Origin of the sequence: Lachnospira sp. CLA-JM-H23, from assembly GCF_040096425.1 — a bacterium.
GTDB lineage: Bacteria > Bacillota > Clostridia > Lachnospirales > Lachnospiraceae > Lachnospira > Lachnospira rogosae.
Map to the genome: position 1 here is coordinate 26,147 of NZ_JBBMET010000008.1, position 15,550 is coordinate 41,696.

15 protein-coding genes are annotated in these 15,550 nt (G+C 36.3%); all 15 read left to right on the forward strand.

What is annotated here, in order from left to right; all coding sequences use genetic code 11:
• The first annotated feature begins 145 nt into the window (after nucleotides 1-145).
• The 15 genes from nikB to WMO42_RS10830 all read left to right on the forward strand — a co-directional run bounded on the left by nikB (nucleotide 146) and on the right by WMO42_RS10830 (nucleotide 15,394).
• The gene (nikB, locus tag WMO42_RS10760) at nucleotides 146-1,093 is read left to right on the forward strand and encodes a nickel ABC transporter permease (RefSeq protein ID WP_022501357.1); all 948 of its coding nucleotides are present in this window, start codon (nucleotides 146-148) and stop codon (nucleotides 1,091-1,093) included.
• Nucleotides 1,083-1,952, forward strand: coding sequence for a nickel transporter permease (nikC, locus tag WMO42_RS10765; RefSeq protein ID WP_022501356.1), 870 nt, complete (start codon nucleotides 1,083-1,085; stop codon nucleotides 1,950-1,952). Before nikB ends, nikC begins: the two co-directional genes overlap by 11 nt.
• The gene (locus WMO42_RS10770) at nucleotides 1,930-2,808 is read left to right on the forward strand and encodes an ABC transporter ATP-binding protein (protein ID WP_318295702.1); all 879 of its coding nucleotides are present in this window, start codon (nucleotides 1,930-1,932) and stop codon (nucleotides 2,806-2,808) included. The genes nikC and WMO42_RS10770 overlap by 23 nt, the downstream gene beginning before the upstream one ends.
• The gene (locus WMO42_RS10775; RefSeq protein WP_022501354.1) at nucleotides 2,786-3,514 is read left to right on the forward strand and encodes an ABC transporter ATP-binding protein; all 729 of its coding nucleotides are present in this window, start codon (nucleotides 2,786-2,788) and stop codon (nucleotides 3,512-3,514) included. The genes WMO42_RS10770 and WMO42_RS10775 overlap by 23 nt, the downstream gene beginning before the upstream one ends.
• Before the next feature lie 34 nt (nucleotides 3,515-3,548).
• Complete coding sequence (locus WMO42_RS10780; RefSeq protein ID WP_349192251.1) at nucleotides 3,549-5,222, forward strand: ABC transporter substrate-binding protein; 1,674 nt, start codon at nucleotides 3,549-3,551, stop codon at nucleotides 5,220-5,222.
• 45 nt (nucleotides 5,223-5,267) lie between these two features.
• Nucleotides 5,268-6,023 (forward strand): class I SAM-dependent methyltransferase, encoded by a 756-nt coding sequence (locus WMO42_RS10785; protein ID WP_349192253.1) that lies wholly within the window; start codon nucleotides 5,268-5,270, stop codon nucleotides 6,021-6,023.
• Between the two features lie 196 nt (nucleotides 6,024-6,219).
• Nucleotides 6,220-7,077, forward strand: coding sequence for a transporter substrate-binding domain-containing protein (locus tag WMO42_RS10790; RefSeq protein ID WP_116444320.1), 858 nt, complete (start codon nucleotides 6,220-6,222; stop codon nucleotides 7,075-7,077).
• A gap of 299 nt (nucleotides 7,078-7,376) precedes the next feature.
• Nucleotides 7,377-8,162: an amino acid ABC transporter permease gene (locus WMO42_RS10795; RefSeq protein WP_022501350.1), complete on the forward strand. Its 786-nt coding sequence runs from the start codon at nucleotides 7,377-7,379 to the stop codon at nucleotides 8,160-8,162.
• Nucleotides 8,163-8,184: 22 nt separating this feature from the next.
• Nucleotides 8,185-8,946: an amino acid ABC transporter ATP-binding protein gene (locus WMO42_RS10800; RefSeq protein ID WP_349153849.1), complete on the forward strand. Its 762-nt coding sequence runs from the start codon at nucleotides 8,185-8,187 to the stop codon at nucleotides 8,944-8,946.
• Nucleotides 8,947-9,058: 112 nt separating this feature from the next.
• Entirely contained in the window at nucleotides 9,059-9,730 is a 672-nt protein-coding gene (locus WMO42_RS10805) for a cytidylate kinase-like family protein (protein WP_022501348.1), read from the forward strand.
• Nucleotides 9,731-9,774: 44 nt separating this feature from the next.
• Complete coding sequence (locus tag WMO42_RS10810) at nucleotides 9,775-10,533, forward strand: helix-turn-helix transcriptional regulator (RefSeq protein WP_349192256.1); 759 nt, start codon at nucleotides 9,775-9,777, stop codon at nucleotides 10,531-10,533.
• A 44-nt stretch (nucleotides 10,534-10,577) separates the two neighbouring features.
• On the forward strand, nucleotides 10,578-11,837 hold the full coding sequence (locus WMO42_RS10815) for an aminotransferase class III-fold pyridoxal phosphate-dependent enzyme (protein WP_055176558.1): 1,260 nt from the start codon (nucleotides 10,578-10,580) through the stop codon (nucleotides 11,835-11,837).
• 23 nt (nucleotides 11,838-11,860) lie between these two features.
• On the forward strand, nucleotides 11,861-12,925 hold the full coding sequence (locus tag WMO42_RS10820) for a phosphotransferase (RefSeq protein ID WP_055176555.1): 1,065 nt from the start codon (nucleotides 11,861-11,863) through the stop codon (nucleotides 12,923-12,925).
• A 115-nt stretch (nucleotides 12,926-13,040) separates the two neighbouring features.
• Complete coding sequence (locus WMO42_RS10825) at nucleotides 13,041-13,967, forward strand: AEC family transporter (protein WP_349192259.1); 927 nt, start codon at nucleotides 13,041-13,043, stop codon at nucleotides 13,965-13,967.
• 422 nt (nucleotides 13,968-14,389) lie between these two features.
• Nucleotides 14,390-15,394 carry a Fic family protein gene (locus tag WMO42_RS10830; protein ID WP_349192260.1) on the forward strand — a complete coding sequence of 335 codons (1,005 nt, stop codon included), beginning with the start codon at nucleotides 14,390-14,392 and terminating at the stop codon, nucleotides 15,392-15,394.
• The last annotated feature ends 156 nt before the right edge of the window (nucleotides 15,395-15,550 follow it).

A 15,550-nucleotide genomic window follows, 5' to 3' on the forward strand; every position in this document is an offset into this window, starting at 1 on the left:
TGTAATATATACAGCGTGATTATTTAAGTGGCTTTAATTAATATAGGTATAACAGAATGGAATGACACGATTGAAAAATAATTGTGCCATTCCATTTTTATTGTTATACTAATCAGACAATATAAGACTATTAGAAAAGGTATTTATGAAGAAGTTTATAATAAAGCGTCTGGTACAGCTTATTCCTATTATTATAGGCATTACACTGCTGTCTTTTCTGCTTGTAAATGTAAGCAATACAGATGCAATAGATATGTTAGAGGCTAACAGGGGAACTGCTATATCAGAAGAACAGAAGAATGAATTAAGAGAAGAACTTGGGCTTGACCAGCCTGTCATTGTCAGATATGTTGTGTGGCTTAAGGGCGTTATTACAGGCAATATGGGTAATTCCTATATATCAGGAAAGCCCGTGTTTGCAACATTTATATCAAAGCTTCCAGCGACTATATATTTATGTGTGGTTTCAATATTATTGACACTTATAATATCATTGCCACTTGGAATTATTGCGGCAGTTAATAAGAACCGGTGTATCGATTATATTATCAGGTTATTAAGTTTCTTAGGCAATTCAATGCCTAATTTTTTTGCCGCCATAATGCTTATATACATATTTGCACTGAAGCTTAATTTACTGCCGGTTATGGGAATGAATGCAGGAATTAAAAGCGTGATACTGCCAGCAGTTACCCTCGCAATAGCAATGTCGTCAAGATATATAAGACAGATAAGGACGGCTGTGATTAATGAATTACAGAAGGATTATGTGCAGGGTGCTATAGCAAGAGGTGTTGGCAGATTAAAGATAATTACAGGAAGTGTACTTAAATCAAGCCTGCTCACAATCATAACACTGCTCGCATTATCAATAGGTTCACTGCTTGGTGGAACAGCTATTGTTGAGAGCATATTTATGTGGGACGGAGTAGGGAAAATGGCGATAGATGCAATTACGATGAGAGATTATCCGGTTATACAGGCATATGTGATATGGATGGCAATTATATATGTAGTTATTAATCTTATAACAGATATAGTATACCATTATCTCAATCCAAGGATACGTCTGGGAGATTGTTATGAAGATTAAGAAAAGAACAGAAAATGTCAATAATAACAGACAGCGGTTGATATTCAGAGGGAAAATTAATAAAAGCAATACAAGCTTAATTATATGGCTTATATTTGCATTATTAATAGTGCTTATAGCGGTATTGGCAGATGTGATTGTTCCATATGATCCTTATGAGCAGGATTTGTCAGCCGCACTTATGCCGCCAGATAGTCATCATCTGTTAGGAACTGACCAGTATGGGCGTGATATGTTATCACGCGTCATTAAAGGAGCAGGAATATCGTTGTCATCATCATTTGCACTTGTTGTGATTATAACGTTAACAGGCTGTATTGCCGGAATAATAAGTGGTTATTACGGTGGAATTATAGACAGCATTATAATGAGGCTGTCAGATATATTTCTTGCATTTCCGGGGCTGGTATTTGCAATTGCGGTTGCAAGCGTAATGTCAGGAGGGTTAGTAAGTGCTGTTATTGCACTTGCACTAATATCGTGGCCCAAGTATGCAAGAATAGCAAGGGCAGAGGTGCTTGCCATAAAGAATGAGCCATATATACAGGTGGCAAGGATGTCAGGACTTAATACCATAAGAATATTAATAAAGCATATTATACCTAATATTGCAGATATGATTATAGTAACAGCGGTTCTTGATATTGGAAATATGATGATGGAGATTGCTGGGTTGTCATTCTTAGGGCTTGGAGCAGAACCTCCGCTTGCAGAGTGGGGACTTATGGTAAGTCAAGGCAGGAGCTTTATGCAGACAGCACCATGGGTTGTTATAGCACCGGGTCTGGCAATATTTATTACTGTACTTGTGTTTAATATGTTAGGAGATACTTTAAGTGATATTACAGGCAGACAATAAGGAAAAATTGAATAAAAAGGACATAGATAGTGTTAACAGCACTCAGTTAAATATCAGTGGTTTATCTGTAAGCTATTCTGACAGCACAGTATTGGAAAATGTAACGTTACAGCTTAAAAAAGGTGAGATATTAGGGATTGCAGGTGAATCAGGAAGCGGAAAAAGCACACTTATTAAAGCAATAATAGGACTTTTTCCTAAGGAGGGGCATATAGACGGTGGTGTAATAGAATATAACGGAGTGGATATAACTGGTAATGAAAAGTGTCTGAAAAGTTTAAGAGGCAGTAACATAGGTATGATATTTCAGAATACCGAGAGAGCAATGTGTCCGGTAAGAACAATAAAGAGCCAGCTTTATGAGAGCATTTTCAGTAATGAAGCCGTAAAAGATAAAAGAAAGGCAAAGCGTATAATTGATGAGAAAGCAGTTCATATGCTTGAACAGATGAATATTAAAAATGCTATCAAGGTTCTTAACAGTTATCCGTTTGAGTTATCAGGTGGAATGAACCAGAGAGTTGGAATTATGATGGCTATGCTTATGAAGCCTGATTTGCTGCTTGCAGATGAGCCGACAAGTGCATTGGATGTTATAGCACAGAGGCAGGTTGTGGATATCTTTAAAGACATAAAATGCAGTGGAGATACTTCAATGATTATCGTGTCGCACAATATAAATGTTGTTAGGGAGCTTGCTGATAAAATAATTGTTATGAAATCTGGCAGGATTGTAGAATACGAAGATACAGAGATAATTATGAATTATCCAAAGCAAGAATATACGAAACAGCTTATATCGGCTGTTCCAGTGTTAAGACGGGAGTGTGCTGATGAGTACAATATTAGAGCTTAATAATATTAAAAAGGCGTATGATGTGAAAATGGCAGTAGATATAGACAAGCTGGTTATAGAAGATGGCGACTGTGTAGGACTTGTTGGGGAAAGCGGTTGCGGAAAAAGCACGCTTGCTGGAATTATAACGAATACAGTTAAGTTATACAGTGGTTCAGTAATCTTTAAAGGTGAAGATATAAGTAGATTCAATGCCCGTAAAATGAGGGATATTTATAAGAATATGCAGATGATTTATCAGTCACCTGTGGCTTCATTTGATCCTGAATATACATTAGGAAAAAGTGTTGCCGAAGCATTAAGAAATAATAAGAGTGATAATCTTGTGTCGGAATTGTTTATAAGTGTTGGACTTTCAGCGGAATATGTTAATAAATATCCAGGACAGGTGAGCGGTGGCGAGTGCCAGAGAGCGGCAATAGCGAGGGCATTGGCTGTGAAGCCGGAGTTTCTTATATGTGATGAAGCTACAAGTGCACTTGATGTTACAGTGCAGAGTCAGATAATTGCACTTATTAAGCAGTTGCAGCAAAGCAGGAAAATGACAGTATTATTCATAAGCCACGATATTGCACTGGTAAGCCAGATATGCAATAAGACAGCTGTTATGAAGGACGGGAAAATAATAGAGTATTCAGACACAGATAATATAATCAACAGGCCGGAAAAGGAATATACAAGGCTTCTTATAAAGTCGGTACTTTAAATATAAGAAATATATAAGATGAGGTATATGAATTATGAACAGATTAAAGATAAATAAAATGAAGAACAACAGGATATGCATATATAAATTAAAAGAAATTATAATGAAGAATAACAGAACCGGAATAGATAAATTAGGTGAAAGCAGAATGAATATAGATAGATTAAAGCAGAATATAATAAAATTAGCAGGAATTATACTTGTAATGGCAGCTGTATCAGGTATTGCCGGCTGTGGGAAAAGTACAGCTTCCACAGAGAAAGTATTCTACTATGGAGATACAACATTTAACGCAGAAAATGATGAGACAGATGTCAACCCACATAACGGATATTCAGGCTGGGCGTGCATAAGATATGGCGTTGGAGAGACACTTTTTAAATATTCGGATACAATGGAATTAGAGCCATGGCTTGCTGAAAGCTATGAGAATGTAGATGAGCTTACTTGGAAGATTAATTTAAAAGATGGAATTACATTTACAAGTGGAAGAAAGCTTGATGGTGATGCTGTTAAAGAATGTATAGAACATCTTGTTGCGGTGCATAAAAGAGCAGCAGGGGATTTGAATATAGAGAGGGTTGAGGCAGAAGCTGATACAGTCATAATAACAACAGCCAAGCCTGTGCCAGCACTTATTAATTATCTTTCTGACCCTTATGGCTGTATTATTGATATGCAGGCAGGAATTACTGATGAGGGTAATGTATCAGCGACAGGACCTTATATAGCCGAGGAGATTGTGACAGACTCAGGACTTACACTTGTTAAGAATCAGAATTACTGGAATGGAGAGCCTAGGCTTGATAAAATAATTGTTAAGACGATAAGTGATGGTGATACTCTTACAATGGCATTGCAGTCAGGTGAACTTAATGCGGCTTATGGTCTGCCATATTCAAGTCTTTCGCTGTTTAATAACAGCAATTATACAATATCATCAAGTGAAACTTCACGTTCGTTTTTTGCACAGATGAATTATGCTAATGTCAATTTGCAGGACAGTAATGTAAGAGCTGCAATTGCTATGGCAATTAATAAGAAAGATTTTACTAATGTATTATTAAAAGGTAATGGAACGTTGGCAGAAGGACCATTTCCAAAAGATTATACATTTGGTGACAGCTATGTTAAAGCCGCAGAGTATAATATTGATAATGCCAGACATTTATTAGCACAGTCGGGCTGGAAGGATACAGATGGTGATGGATATGTTGAAAAAAATGGAGAAAAGCTTACATTGAGGTGGCTTACATATCCAAGCAGACAGGAGCTTCCTTTGCTTGCAGAAAATGTTCAGGCATCATTAAAGCAGATAGGAATAGATGTAAAGATTAACTGTACGGCTAATCATCTTGATTATGTTAAAAAAGGTGAGTGGGATATATATGCAAGTGCCTTTGTGTGTGCACCAACAGGTGATCCTGAATATTTCTTTACAACACACTGTCTTAAGAATTCGTCAAAGAACCGTGGTGGTTATTATAATGAACAGCTTGAACAGCTTGAAGAACAGCTCAGTACTACATTTGATACAGAAGGCAGGGAACAGCTTGGAATAAAGATGACACAGACAATACTGGACGACAATGCTTTTATATTTGCATCGCATCTTAAAATGTCAATTGTTTCAGGGAAAGGTGTGAGCGGTTTAACTGCACACCCATCAGATTATTATGAGATAACTGCAGAGCTGGATATGCAGTAATATGCCTATAAGAAATATGTAACGGATTATGAAAGAAAATAGATTATGATACAGGATAAAAATAATATAGAAGAAAAAGTTGTAGACTACTGGACTAAGCGTGTGGCAGATTTTTCAGATGTAAGGGAGAATGAGCTTGACAGTGAGTTAAGCCGTGAATGGGTTGATAACATTATGCAATATATAAGTCCGCTTATAGATAATAGACAGAATGTAAGGGTGCTTGATGTTGGAACAGGTGTTGGATATTTTGCGATACTTCTTTATGGCAAAGGACTTCAGGTTACGGGAATAGATTTAACACCGGATATGATAGAAAGGGCTGAAGTTCTGGCTGACAGGTATGGGGCAGATGTTAATTTCAAGGTTATGGATGCTATGAATCTGGAATATGAAGACGAAAGCTTCGATGTTGTTATAACGAGAAATCTTACATGGACACTCCCTGATGTGGATAAAGCCTATAAGGAATGGCACAGGGTGTTAAGAAAAGGCGGAGTGTTGTTAAATTACGATGCGAATTATGCCAATATGAAGAATCTGGATGCAACGCTTATTGATGATGATAAGAAAGAAGAACCATACGGACACCAGGGAATGACCTATGCACTTGAAGCAGAAAATGCGTATATCACGAAAGCTATGGATATAGGAAGACACCAAAGACCTGAGTATGATATAGCTTTATTAGAAAAATATGGATTTAGTAATTGCAGTGCAGACAAAGCCATAGGTAAGAAATTATTGAAAGAAAAGGACATCAAAGAAGCACCAATGTTTCTTATAACTGCATATAGATAAATTATCTATTGCAATCTGCATAAGAACGTGGTATATAATTCATAAGTGAAATTTTTACAATTATTATATTAATATATCTGCTATGTTAATAGCGTCAACAGAATACAAGATTGACAAAGGCGTCTAATTCCAATGAATTAGGCGCCTTTTCTGTATGTATTTTTTACTATGGCAATGGTGAAAGGAGAGAAAAGTTATGAAGAAGAAGTTATTATCGTTAATGGTTGTAATGTCACTTGTGGTTTCAATGACATTAGGAGTTACAGGTTGTGGAAGTAAGAGTTCCGATTCAGACAAGAAAGTATTGAAGGTAGCATTTGAATGTGCATATGCACCTTACAATTGGACACAGGAATCACCAGAGGTTGGTAATGGCAAGCAGGCAGTAAAGATTAAAAATGCAGATGGATATGCATATGGATATGAAGTTGAGCTTGCACAGAGAATAGCAGATGAAATGGGCTATGAATTAGAGGTATACAAGATTGAATGGAGTTCAATACTTATGGGACTTCAGGATGGATCATATGATGCAGTAATGACTGGTGTATGCTACAGTCCTGAAAGAGATGAGACATATGATTTTTCAACACCTTATTATAAAAGACAGATTGTTGGTGTTGTAAGAGCAGATAGTGAATATGCTAATTATACTAAGCTTTCACAGTTTGCGGGTAAGAATACTAAGTTAACAACACAGATTGCAACTAACTATGTACCTTACAAGGACGAAGTACCTGGCGGTGTAATTGCAACAGACTATGAAACATCATCAGAATGTTTTCTTGCAGTACAGAATAAGACAGCCGATATGGTTATCCTTGATTACACAACATCAATATCAGCACTTTCAACTATGAATAATTTAAAGATGCTCAATCTTGATTTCACAGAGCCAGAGGGTGCATCGAATGACTGCTGTATAGTATTCAGGGAAGGTGATCCAATGAGAGATACAGTTCAGGAAGCACTTGATAAGCTTAACTGGAATGACAAGGCTGAATTTGATAAGTTAATGGATGAAATGGTTAAGTTACAGCCATCATCTAACTAAATAAGACTAAAGTAATAGTTGATAATTAATCTGACAAAGTACTACATAATAGTTTAACCTTATAAAAATAATAAAAGTCCACAGACTTTCCTGTCAAAGGCGGCAGGACCTTACAGGGGAAGTCTGTGGCTTTTTTATGTAACAGGAAATTCCGATAGAATCCCCTATTACATAAAATGCACTATGTGCCTATAATGCACACTCGCACGAAGATATAGTTTGACGCAAATGACCGTGCCCGGTGCGGGAATGTGCTTTGCACATTCCTTTTTATAATTAAATGTATGGGAGGTAAAGGTATGTATAGTTCAATAGTGGCATTAGCGGCCAATACGCCAGGTGCTGATGGAACACTGTTCCAATGGAGCTGGTTTATATTTAATAAATACTCAACACTATTTTTAAAAGCTACCTGGGTAACACTTTATGTGTCACTTATAGGTACAATATTAGGATTTATTCTTGGTTTTGCAGTAGGAATAATCAATACAGTACAGATACATAAAGAAGACAATATAGTAAAGAAGATCCTGATAAGAATATTAAAGATAATTGTAGTTGTATATGTTGAAATATTCAGGGATACCCCAATGATTGTTCAGGGAATGGTTATTTACTATGGCTTAAGACAGAATGACATAATGATAACTTCAATTATTGCAGGTATTCTTGTTACAACACTTAATACCGGAGCTTATATGGGTGAAACAGTAAGAGCAGGTATTAAGTCAGTAGATGCAGGACAGGAGGAAGGAGCACTCGCTATGGGAATGTCACATTTCAAGGCAATGCTTTACATAATCGTTCCACAGGCATTAAAGAATGTAATACCTGAGATGTGTAATACATTTGTTAATAATTTGAAGATGACATCAGTATTAAACGTTATTGGTGTATCGGAGCTGTTCCTTATGGCAAAGACAGCAGGTGGTGCATATTACAAATATTTTGAATCATATATCGTAATTTCAATCATTTATTTTGTTTTATGTTTTGTATTTAACAGAATATTTGCGGTTGTTGAAAAGAAGTTACAGGGACGAAGCGATTATGAGCTTGCAACTGAATTCCTTGATAATGAGTGATAAGCAGGCAGGAATGGAGGTTATTATGGCAGAGTCAATTATTAAAGTAGAAAATCTCGTAAAGTCATTTGGTGACCACGAAGTATTAAAAAAGATAGATTTTGAAATATCAAAGGGTGAGGTTGTATGTATTATAGGCTCTTCAGGTTCAGGCAAATCAACATTGTTACGTTGTATTAACCACCTTGAAACACCTACAGGCGGCAAAATATTATTTCATGGGGAAGAGGTTAAGAATACACAAAGCTCACTTTCCAAATACCGGTCACAGGTTGGAATGGTGTTCCAGTCATTTAACCTGTTTAATAATATGACGGTATTAAAGAACTGTATGTTTGGTGTACAGAAGATACTTCATCTTAGCAAGGAAGAAGCTAAACTTAGGGCTATAAAGCATTTAAGAGAGGTTGGAATGGCAGCATATATCAATGCCAAGCCGGCACAGTTATCAGGTGGACAGAAACAGAGAGTTGCCATTGCAAGAGGTCTTTGTATGAATCCGGAGGTACTTTTATTTGATGAACCTACCTCAGCACTTGACCCAGAGATGGTAGGAGAAGTCCTTAATGTTATGAAAGAGTTAGCAGATGAGGGACTTACAATGATAATTGTAACCCACGAGATGGAATTTGCGAAAAATGTATCAACAAGAACAATATTTATGGATAACGGATATGTTGTTGAGGACGAAAGTCCGGATATATTATTTACTAATCCTAAGAATGAACGAACAAGAACATTCTTAACAAGATATATGGAAAGCGGCGTAAAGAAGGGTGCTTAATAATTGGAATATAAGTAACAGCGAAATATAAGTAACAGTGGAATATATGTAACAAAGTGAGCAGGCACTAACTTGACGTGCACAGGAAACGCGTGCAGAAAAGAGGAATATTATGGATAATTTGGTTATTACAGTAGCAAGAGGCTTTGGCAGCTGTGGAAAAAGAATTGCCAAGCAGATAGCAGATGATTTGGGAATACATTGTTATGAGAACAGAATACTTATGCTTGCCTCTCAGATGAGCGGACTTGATGAGGAAGTATTTGCAGAGGTTAATGAGAAATTGAGAAGCCAGAATGTATTTTCGGCATTTCTTAAAGGACTTCCAATGCAACGTTCTCCTAAAGTAGAGGACAGGAAGTTTGTATCAGATGAGAAGTTATTTGAGTACCAGAAACAGATTATAGAACAGCTTGCCGATACAGAGAGTTGTGTGATTGTCGGAAAATGTGCTGACTGGATATTAAAGGACAGACCTAATGTTATAAGCCTTTATATTGAAGCACCAAGAAGATTTACACTTAAAGAGATTATGGACAGAATGGGTGTTAATGAAGCAACAGCGGCAAGGTCAATTACACAGACAGATAAATACCGTGCAGAATATTATGAACATTATACAGGAGGCAACTACTGGACTAACCCAGTGAACTATGATCTTACTATAAATACGGAAAGAGTGGGATTTGAGGGTGCTGTAAAGCTTGTTGAAGATTATATAAAGATAAAATATCCAGATTTTAATATAAAATGCACTAATACAGGAAGCACACAGGAAGCTTAATAAAAAGCCTGAAGTTAAGTGCACATAAGAAAGAAGGTGTTACTATGCAGGTTAAGACTTATCTTATATCAGAAGGTGTTAAATATACAGAGACCATAATAGAAGATGGTTATATTAATAAGATATATAAAGTTGATAATTGCAGGAAAGATATATATGCAATTCCTGATGCCTGCATAGACATACAGTTTATATATGAAAAGGGCAGATATGTTCCATATGCGTGCGGAACACATACTAAGGTCAGCCCTGCATATATAAGTGGAAGCAAGAAAACTTTTGCAGTTAAATTTGAACCAGGTGTAATTCCAGATTTTATGAAAGAGTATATTTCGGACATAGTATGTGACAGAAAATGCCTTGCTTATATAGATGATATACAGAATATATCATCTATGCTTCAAAATGAAGATGATTTTGAAAAAATGGTGGATATTTTTATGGATAATTTCCGGTATGACAGGCATTTTGCAGATAAGAAAAATATTATTGCAAGCATAGCAGGCATTATTCATAAGGGTAAGGGCAATATAAATATTGCAAAGATAGCCGAAGAGGTAGGCTACAACCAGAGATATCTTGATCGTGTGTTTAAGGAAGCTGTTGGCGTTTCTATGAAAAAATATGCGGAAATAATAAGAATACAGAAGGCAATATATTATTTGCAGAACAGTCTTACTTATGAGATATACGAAAGGCTTGGATATTATGACCAGGCACATTTTATAAAGGATTTCAAGAAAAATACTTCACTTACACCGAGCAGGTTTGAGAGGACCAACAGCCAGTATAAGATAGTATAGTTAATGGCAGCAGTAACATAAGTGTTATAGAAAAGAGGTAGTCTATGAGTTATATTAATAATCCAGATATCACTAAGGAAGATATATTAAAGAAAAGTTTGGCACATTGGAATGTTGGAAAGACACAGGAATGGATTGACAGGGATATGGCTATCGTTATGGGCAAAAGAGAGGGCTATTATTTCTGGGATATGGATGGCAGAAAGTTCTTAGATATACATATTAATGGTGGTACATACAACTTAGGACATAGAAATAAAGAGATTATAGGTGCTTTAACAGATGCTATGACAGAGCTGGATATAGGTAATCATCATTTTACAGGAATAACCAAGGCACTGCTTGCGGAGCAGTTGACAAGCCTTTGTCCTGACGGACTTGATTATGCATGCTTTTCAACCTGTGGTGGTGAAGCTGTTGACCTTGCAATAAAAAGTGCAAGATATGCTACACAAAGAAAGAGAGTTGTATCAATTCAGGGCTGTTATCATGGACATACAGGCCTTTCAGTATCGACAGGAGATGCAAGATTTAAAGATCCATTTCTTTGTCAGGGAGCACCTGGAGAATTCGTACAGGTTACCCTTAATGATCTTGATGCAATGGAGGCAGAGCTTAAGAAAGAAGATGTAGCGTGTGTAATTATAGAATCACTTCTTGCAACTTATGGCTTCCCAATTCCAGATAAGGGCTATCTTGCAGGTGTTAAGAAGCTTTGCGAGAAATATGGAACATTGTATATAGCAGATGAAACACAGACAGGTCTTATGAGAACCGGAAAAATGTGGTGCTTTGAACACGAGGGCTTCGTTCCGGATATGATTACAACAGCTAAAGGCTTTGGAGGTGGAATATATCCAATATCAGCAACGGTTATGAACAGAAAAGCGGCAAGCTGGATGTTTGATATAGGAAGAATGCACGGTTCTACCTGTGGTAATTCAGAATTAGGCTGTGTTGTTGCGATGAAGGTTCTTGAAATATCAACAAGAAAAGAGACAGTTGATAATATTAATAAGAATGCCAAGCTTCTTACAGAAAGAGTTAATGCACTTATTGATAAATATGATGGATTTATTACAGGTTATACACAGCGTGGTGTAATTATGGGTATTAATTTTGACTGTGAAGATGCAAGCAAGACAGTATGCAAGCCATTATTTGATAACGGCGTATGGTCACACAATTCAAGACTCCACCCTAATACATTGCAGTTAAAGTTAGGACTTTTGTGTGATGATGCATTTATGGACGAATTATTTGAAAAAATAGATAAGGGTCTTGCACAGGCATTATCAAAGTAGACAGTTTTGGAAAAGAGGAAGTTATGAATGATACGCCACAGACTTTGGAAAAAGATGTAAGAGATAATTTATTATTGCTGTATGATTTTGATAAAGATTATGATGTAAAGTTATTGAAATATTCAGAAAATGTTATATTCAAAATTACATTTAAAGAAGCTTTTCCTGTAGTATTGCGTATACACAGACCGGGGTATCACAATATAGAAGAACTGGAAGGCGAAATATTATGGATGGACGAAATCCACCGTGATACGGACGTAGAACTTCCAGTCGTATATCGTGGCAGGGATGGCAGATTTCTTCAAAAAATGACTACATTTTCTGGTGAAGAAGTATATGTTTCAGTTATATCATTTCTTGAAGGAAGCCCACTTGGTGAGCTTAAAGATGACGAACTTATAAAAGGACTTGAAAGCCTTGGAGAAATAACAGCGAAGCTTCATATGCAGTCAATTAATAGAGATAAGAGTGTTGTTATTAAGAGATTTTACTGGGATATCAACAATCTTTTTGGCGACAATAACGATGGAATATGGGGCTCGTGGCGTGATTATAAGGCTTTAACTAAAGAGCAGTACAGGATACTTGAAAAATGTACATCTGTAATGAAGGACAAACTTAATTATTATGGCAGAAGCAATGAAAAATTCGGACTTATCCACGCAGATTTACATTTTTATAATGTGATTAATAATAATGGTGTCAACCAGATAATAGATTTTGATGACAGCGGTTATGGATTTTATATGTATGATATGGGCTGTGCACTTGTTACTTATTCGAGAAATCTTACTAAGCTTGAAGGAGCGTGGGTAAGAGGCTATGAGAAAGTAAGAAAATTATCAGATGAAGACAAGAAGTTTATACCGATGTTCGTATTATTAAGGCGTATTACAAGACTTGCGTGGCTTGCGACTCATAGTGACAGTGACACAGCCAAGACTGTAGATGATGAATATCTGGATGTCACTATTGATATGGCTAAGGAGTGGTTAAAAGCCAATACCAGGGTAGCTGTTATTACGGGTGCGGCTGGCGGAATAGGCTATGGAATTGCAAAAAAATTCTTAGAGTCTTGCAAGTGATGATGCAGAGTATGTTACAGGCACAGCCAATATAATAGATGGTGGTAACATAATTCCTGAGACTAGGGTTATGGGTACAGAGTAAATAATATATTTGTGTAGGAGCTGGTGAAGTATGGTAAATGTTGTTATGACTGCACTTGTGTATCTGCTGACTATGGTGATGTCGTATATTTTAAAAAGAGCAGGGCTGTTTCATAAAGAAGACAAAAAGGTGTTGTCAAACCTGATATTTTATATTACTCTGCCAGCTTCTTTAATAAGCAGCTTCGCTGGGGCAGAAGTAAATGTATACTATGTAATAGCGATACTGCTGGGATTTCTGGTTAATACGGTTATGGTGATATCAGGACAGATAGTTTCGGCTGATAAAAGTCCTGAATTAAAGGCAATATATTCGGTTAATGCTTCGGGATTTAATATGGCCTGTATTGCAATTCCATTCTTATCAACCTTTTATCCAGCAGGTGTGCCTTATCTATGTATGTTTGATGTCGGAGATTCCTTTTATACATTGGGAACAACCTATGCAATAGGCAAAATGAGACTTAATGGAGGCAGTAAAGATAAAAATGAGAATTATGTATTAACAATTTTAAAAGGATTGTTAACATCAGTTCCATTTGATACATATATGATTATGACAATACTGTCATTTCTTAATTGCAGGCTTCCGGATTTTGTAACGATGGCAGCAGATTTCTGTGGAAAAGGAAACGGATTTCTTACAATGATAATGATAGGTGTGTCATTAGAATTTCATATGAGCAGAGAGTCTGCAAAAGAAGTGATAACACTGCTTTCAATGCGTTATGTTATTGGTATTATTGCAGCTGTGCTTATATATTGCGTACTTCCGGCACCGCTAGTTATGAGACAGACATTAGCGGCGGCAATGTTCGCATCATCAGCGGCTGTGTCAATAATATATAGCGAGAGGCTGGGTGTATCTACCGATATAGCGGCGGTGTTAAATCCGATATCTACGATACTTATGATTCCTATTATGTCGCTTGTGGTGATGGGGACTATGGGGAGGTAGGTAAATATAAGACCAGACGGACGTTGTGCGAGGGTGTTATATTACCGCTGGGCACGCTCTCGCTGCTTGTAGCCGTAGCGGACACGTAAGCGGCTAAAGGACAGCCGCTAAGTGCCGACGGCTGCAAAAGCACCCAGCTTGTAATATAACAGCCTCGCACAACTGTGCGTTGGCGATATTTACGTGTTGCGTAGGAGGCACGGTGATATTTTCTTAAGAAATATAAGGAAATGTAGCCGTGGCTTTTTTTATGTTCAATTTTGGGGATAGTGTAATAATTGTGTAGATGTATTTTGGGGATAGTGTAATTACAGGGGATAATAGTGTAATTTTAGTGAAAAATAGTGTAATAATAGTGTAATTTTAGTGGAAAAAATATGAGGGGGATTGTATTATATATTTATGAGGATATATGTAAGGAGATGATGTTATTAGTGATAAAGGCTGTTTTAAATAACGATATTGTACGAATGATAACTAATATTGAACAGAATAAATTTACGCTTAATAATATAAAAATACCAGCTATTACGAGAAATAAACTTCGTAAGAATTCTAAGAAAAAGAGTTCGTATGCTTCTAATAAAATAGAGGGAAATCCGTTGACGGAAAAGCAGGTAAGCGATGTTATAGATAAAGATGAGCATAAGCATTTTTTAAAGCCAGAGCAGGAAGTTCGTAATTATTATATGGCACTGAATTATCTTGAGGAGCAGATAGCTAAGAAAGCACCATTTACAAAGGAACTTATATTAAAGGTCCAGTCAATTGTAGAAAAAGGGGCATCTAAAGAAAAAATAGGTTTAAGGGGTGCAATGCCGCCGGGATATTTATTTGCTGTGTATGATTCTGAGACACAGGAAGCAGAATATATACCACCAGAGTATAATGAGATACCTGAATTATTAGATGAACTTGTTGAGTATGTTAATACAACTGATGACCATCCACTTATTATAGCGGCAATTGTTCATTATCAGATAATTACAATACACGCATTTGAAGATGGTAATGGAAGAACAGCGAGACTGCTTTCAGGATATATATTAGATTATTATGGTTATGGATTTCAGGGTATAGGCTCATTAGAGGAATATTTTGCATATGACTCAGATGAATACTATAGTTCATTACAAATGGGTCTGCCAGCATTGTACTATATGGGGCGCGAAAATCCACCTCATCCAGAGATATGGATAACGTATTTTTTGAGAATGATGGAATTATATTCTAATAAGGTCTGCGAGTTATCAATGGAAACCAATAAGCAGAGTGAACAAGTTAATTTATCTTATCTTAATAAGAAGGATAAAGAATTATTAGCATATTTAATAGAGAATAAAATGTATGAATTTAAGCCTGTTGATGTGGCAGGAGCATTGAAAGTTACTAATAAGACCGTTATTAACAGATGTGCGAAATTATAATCTAATGGATTTGTAGTTCCTGTTATTACAGGGGTAAGAATTATGGCATATAGATTGACAGATTACACAATAAGTAATGCAGATACAATATTAAAGAACATTTTGTAAGCTGATTGCAAGCTATATATGTTAATATTAATCATATTACAATTATTA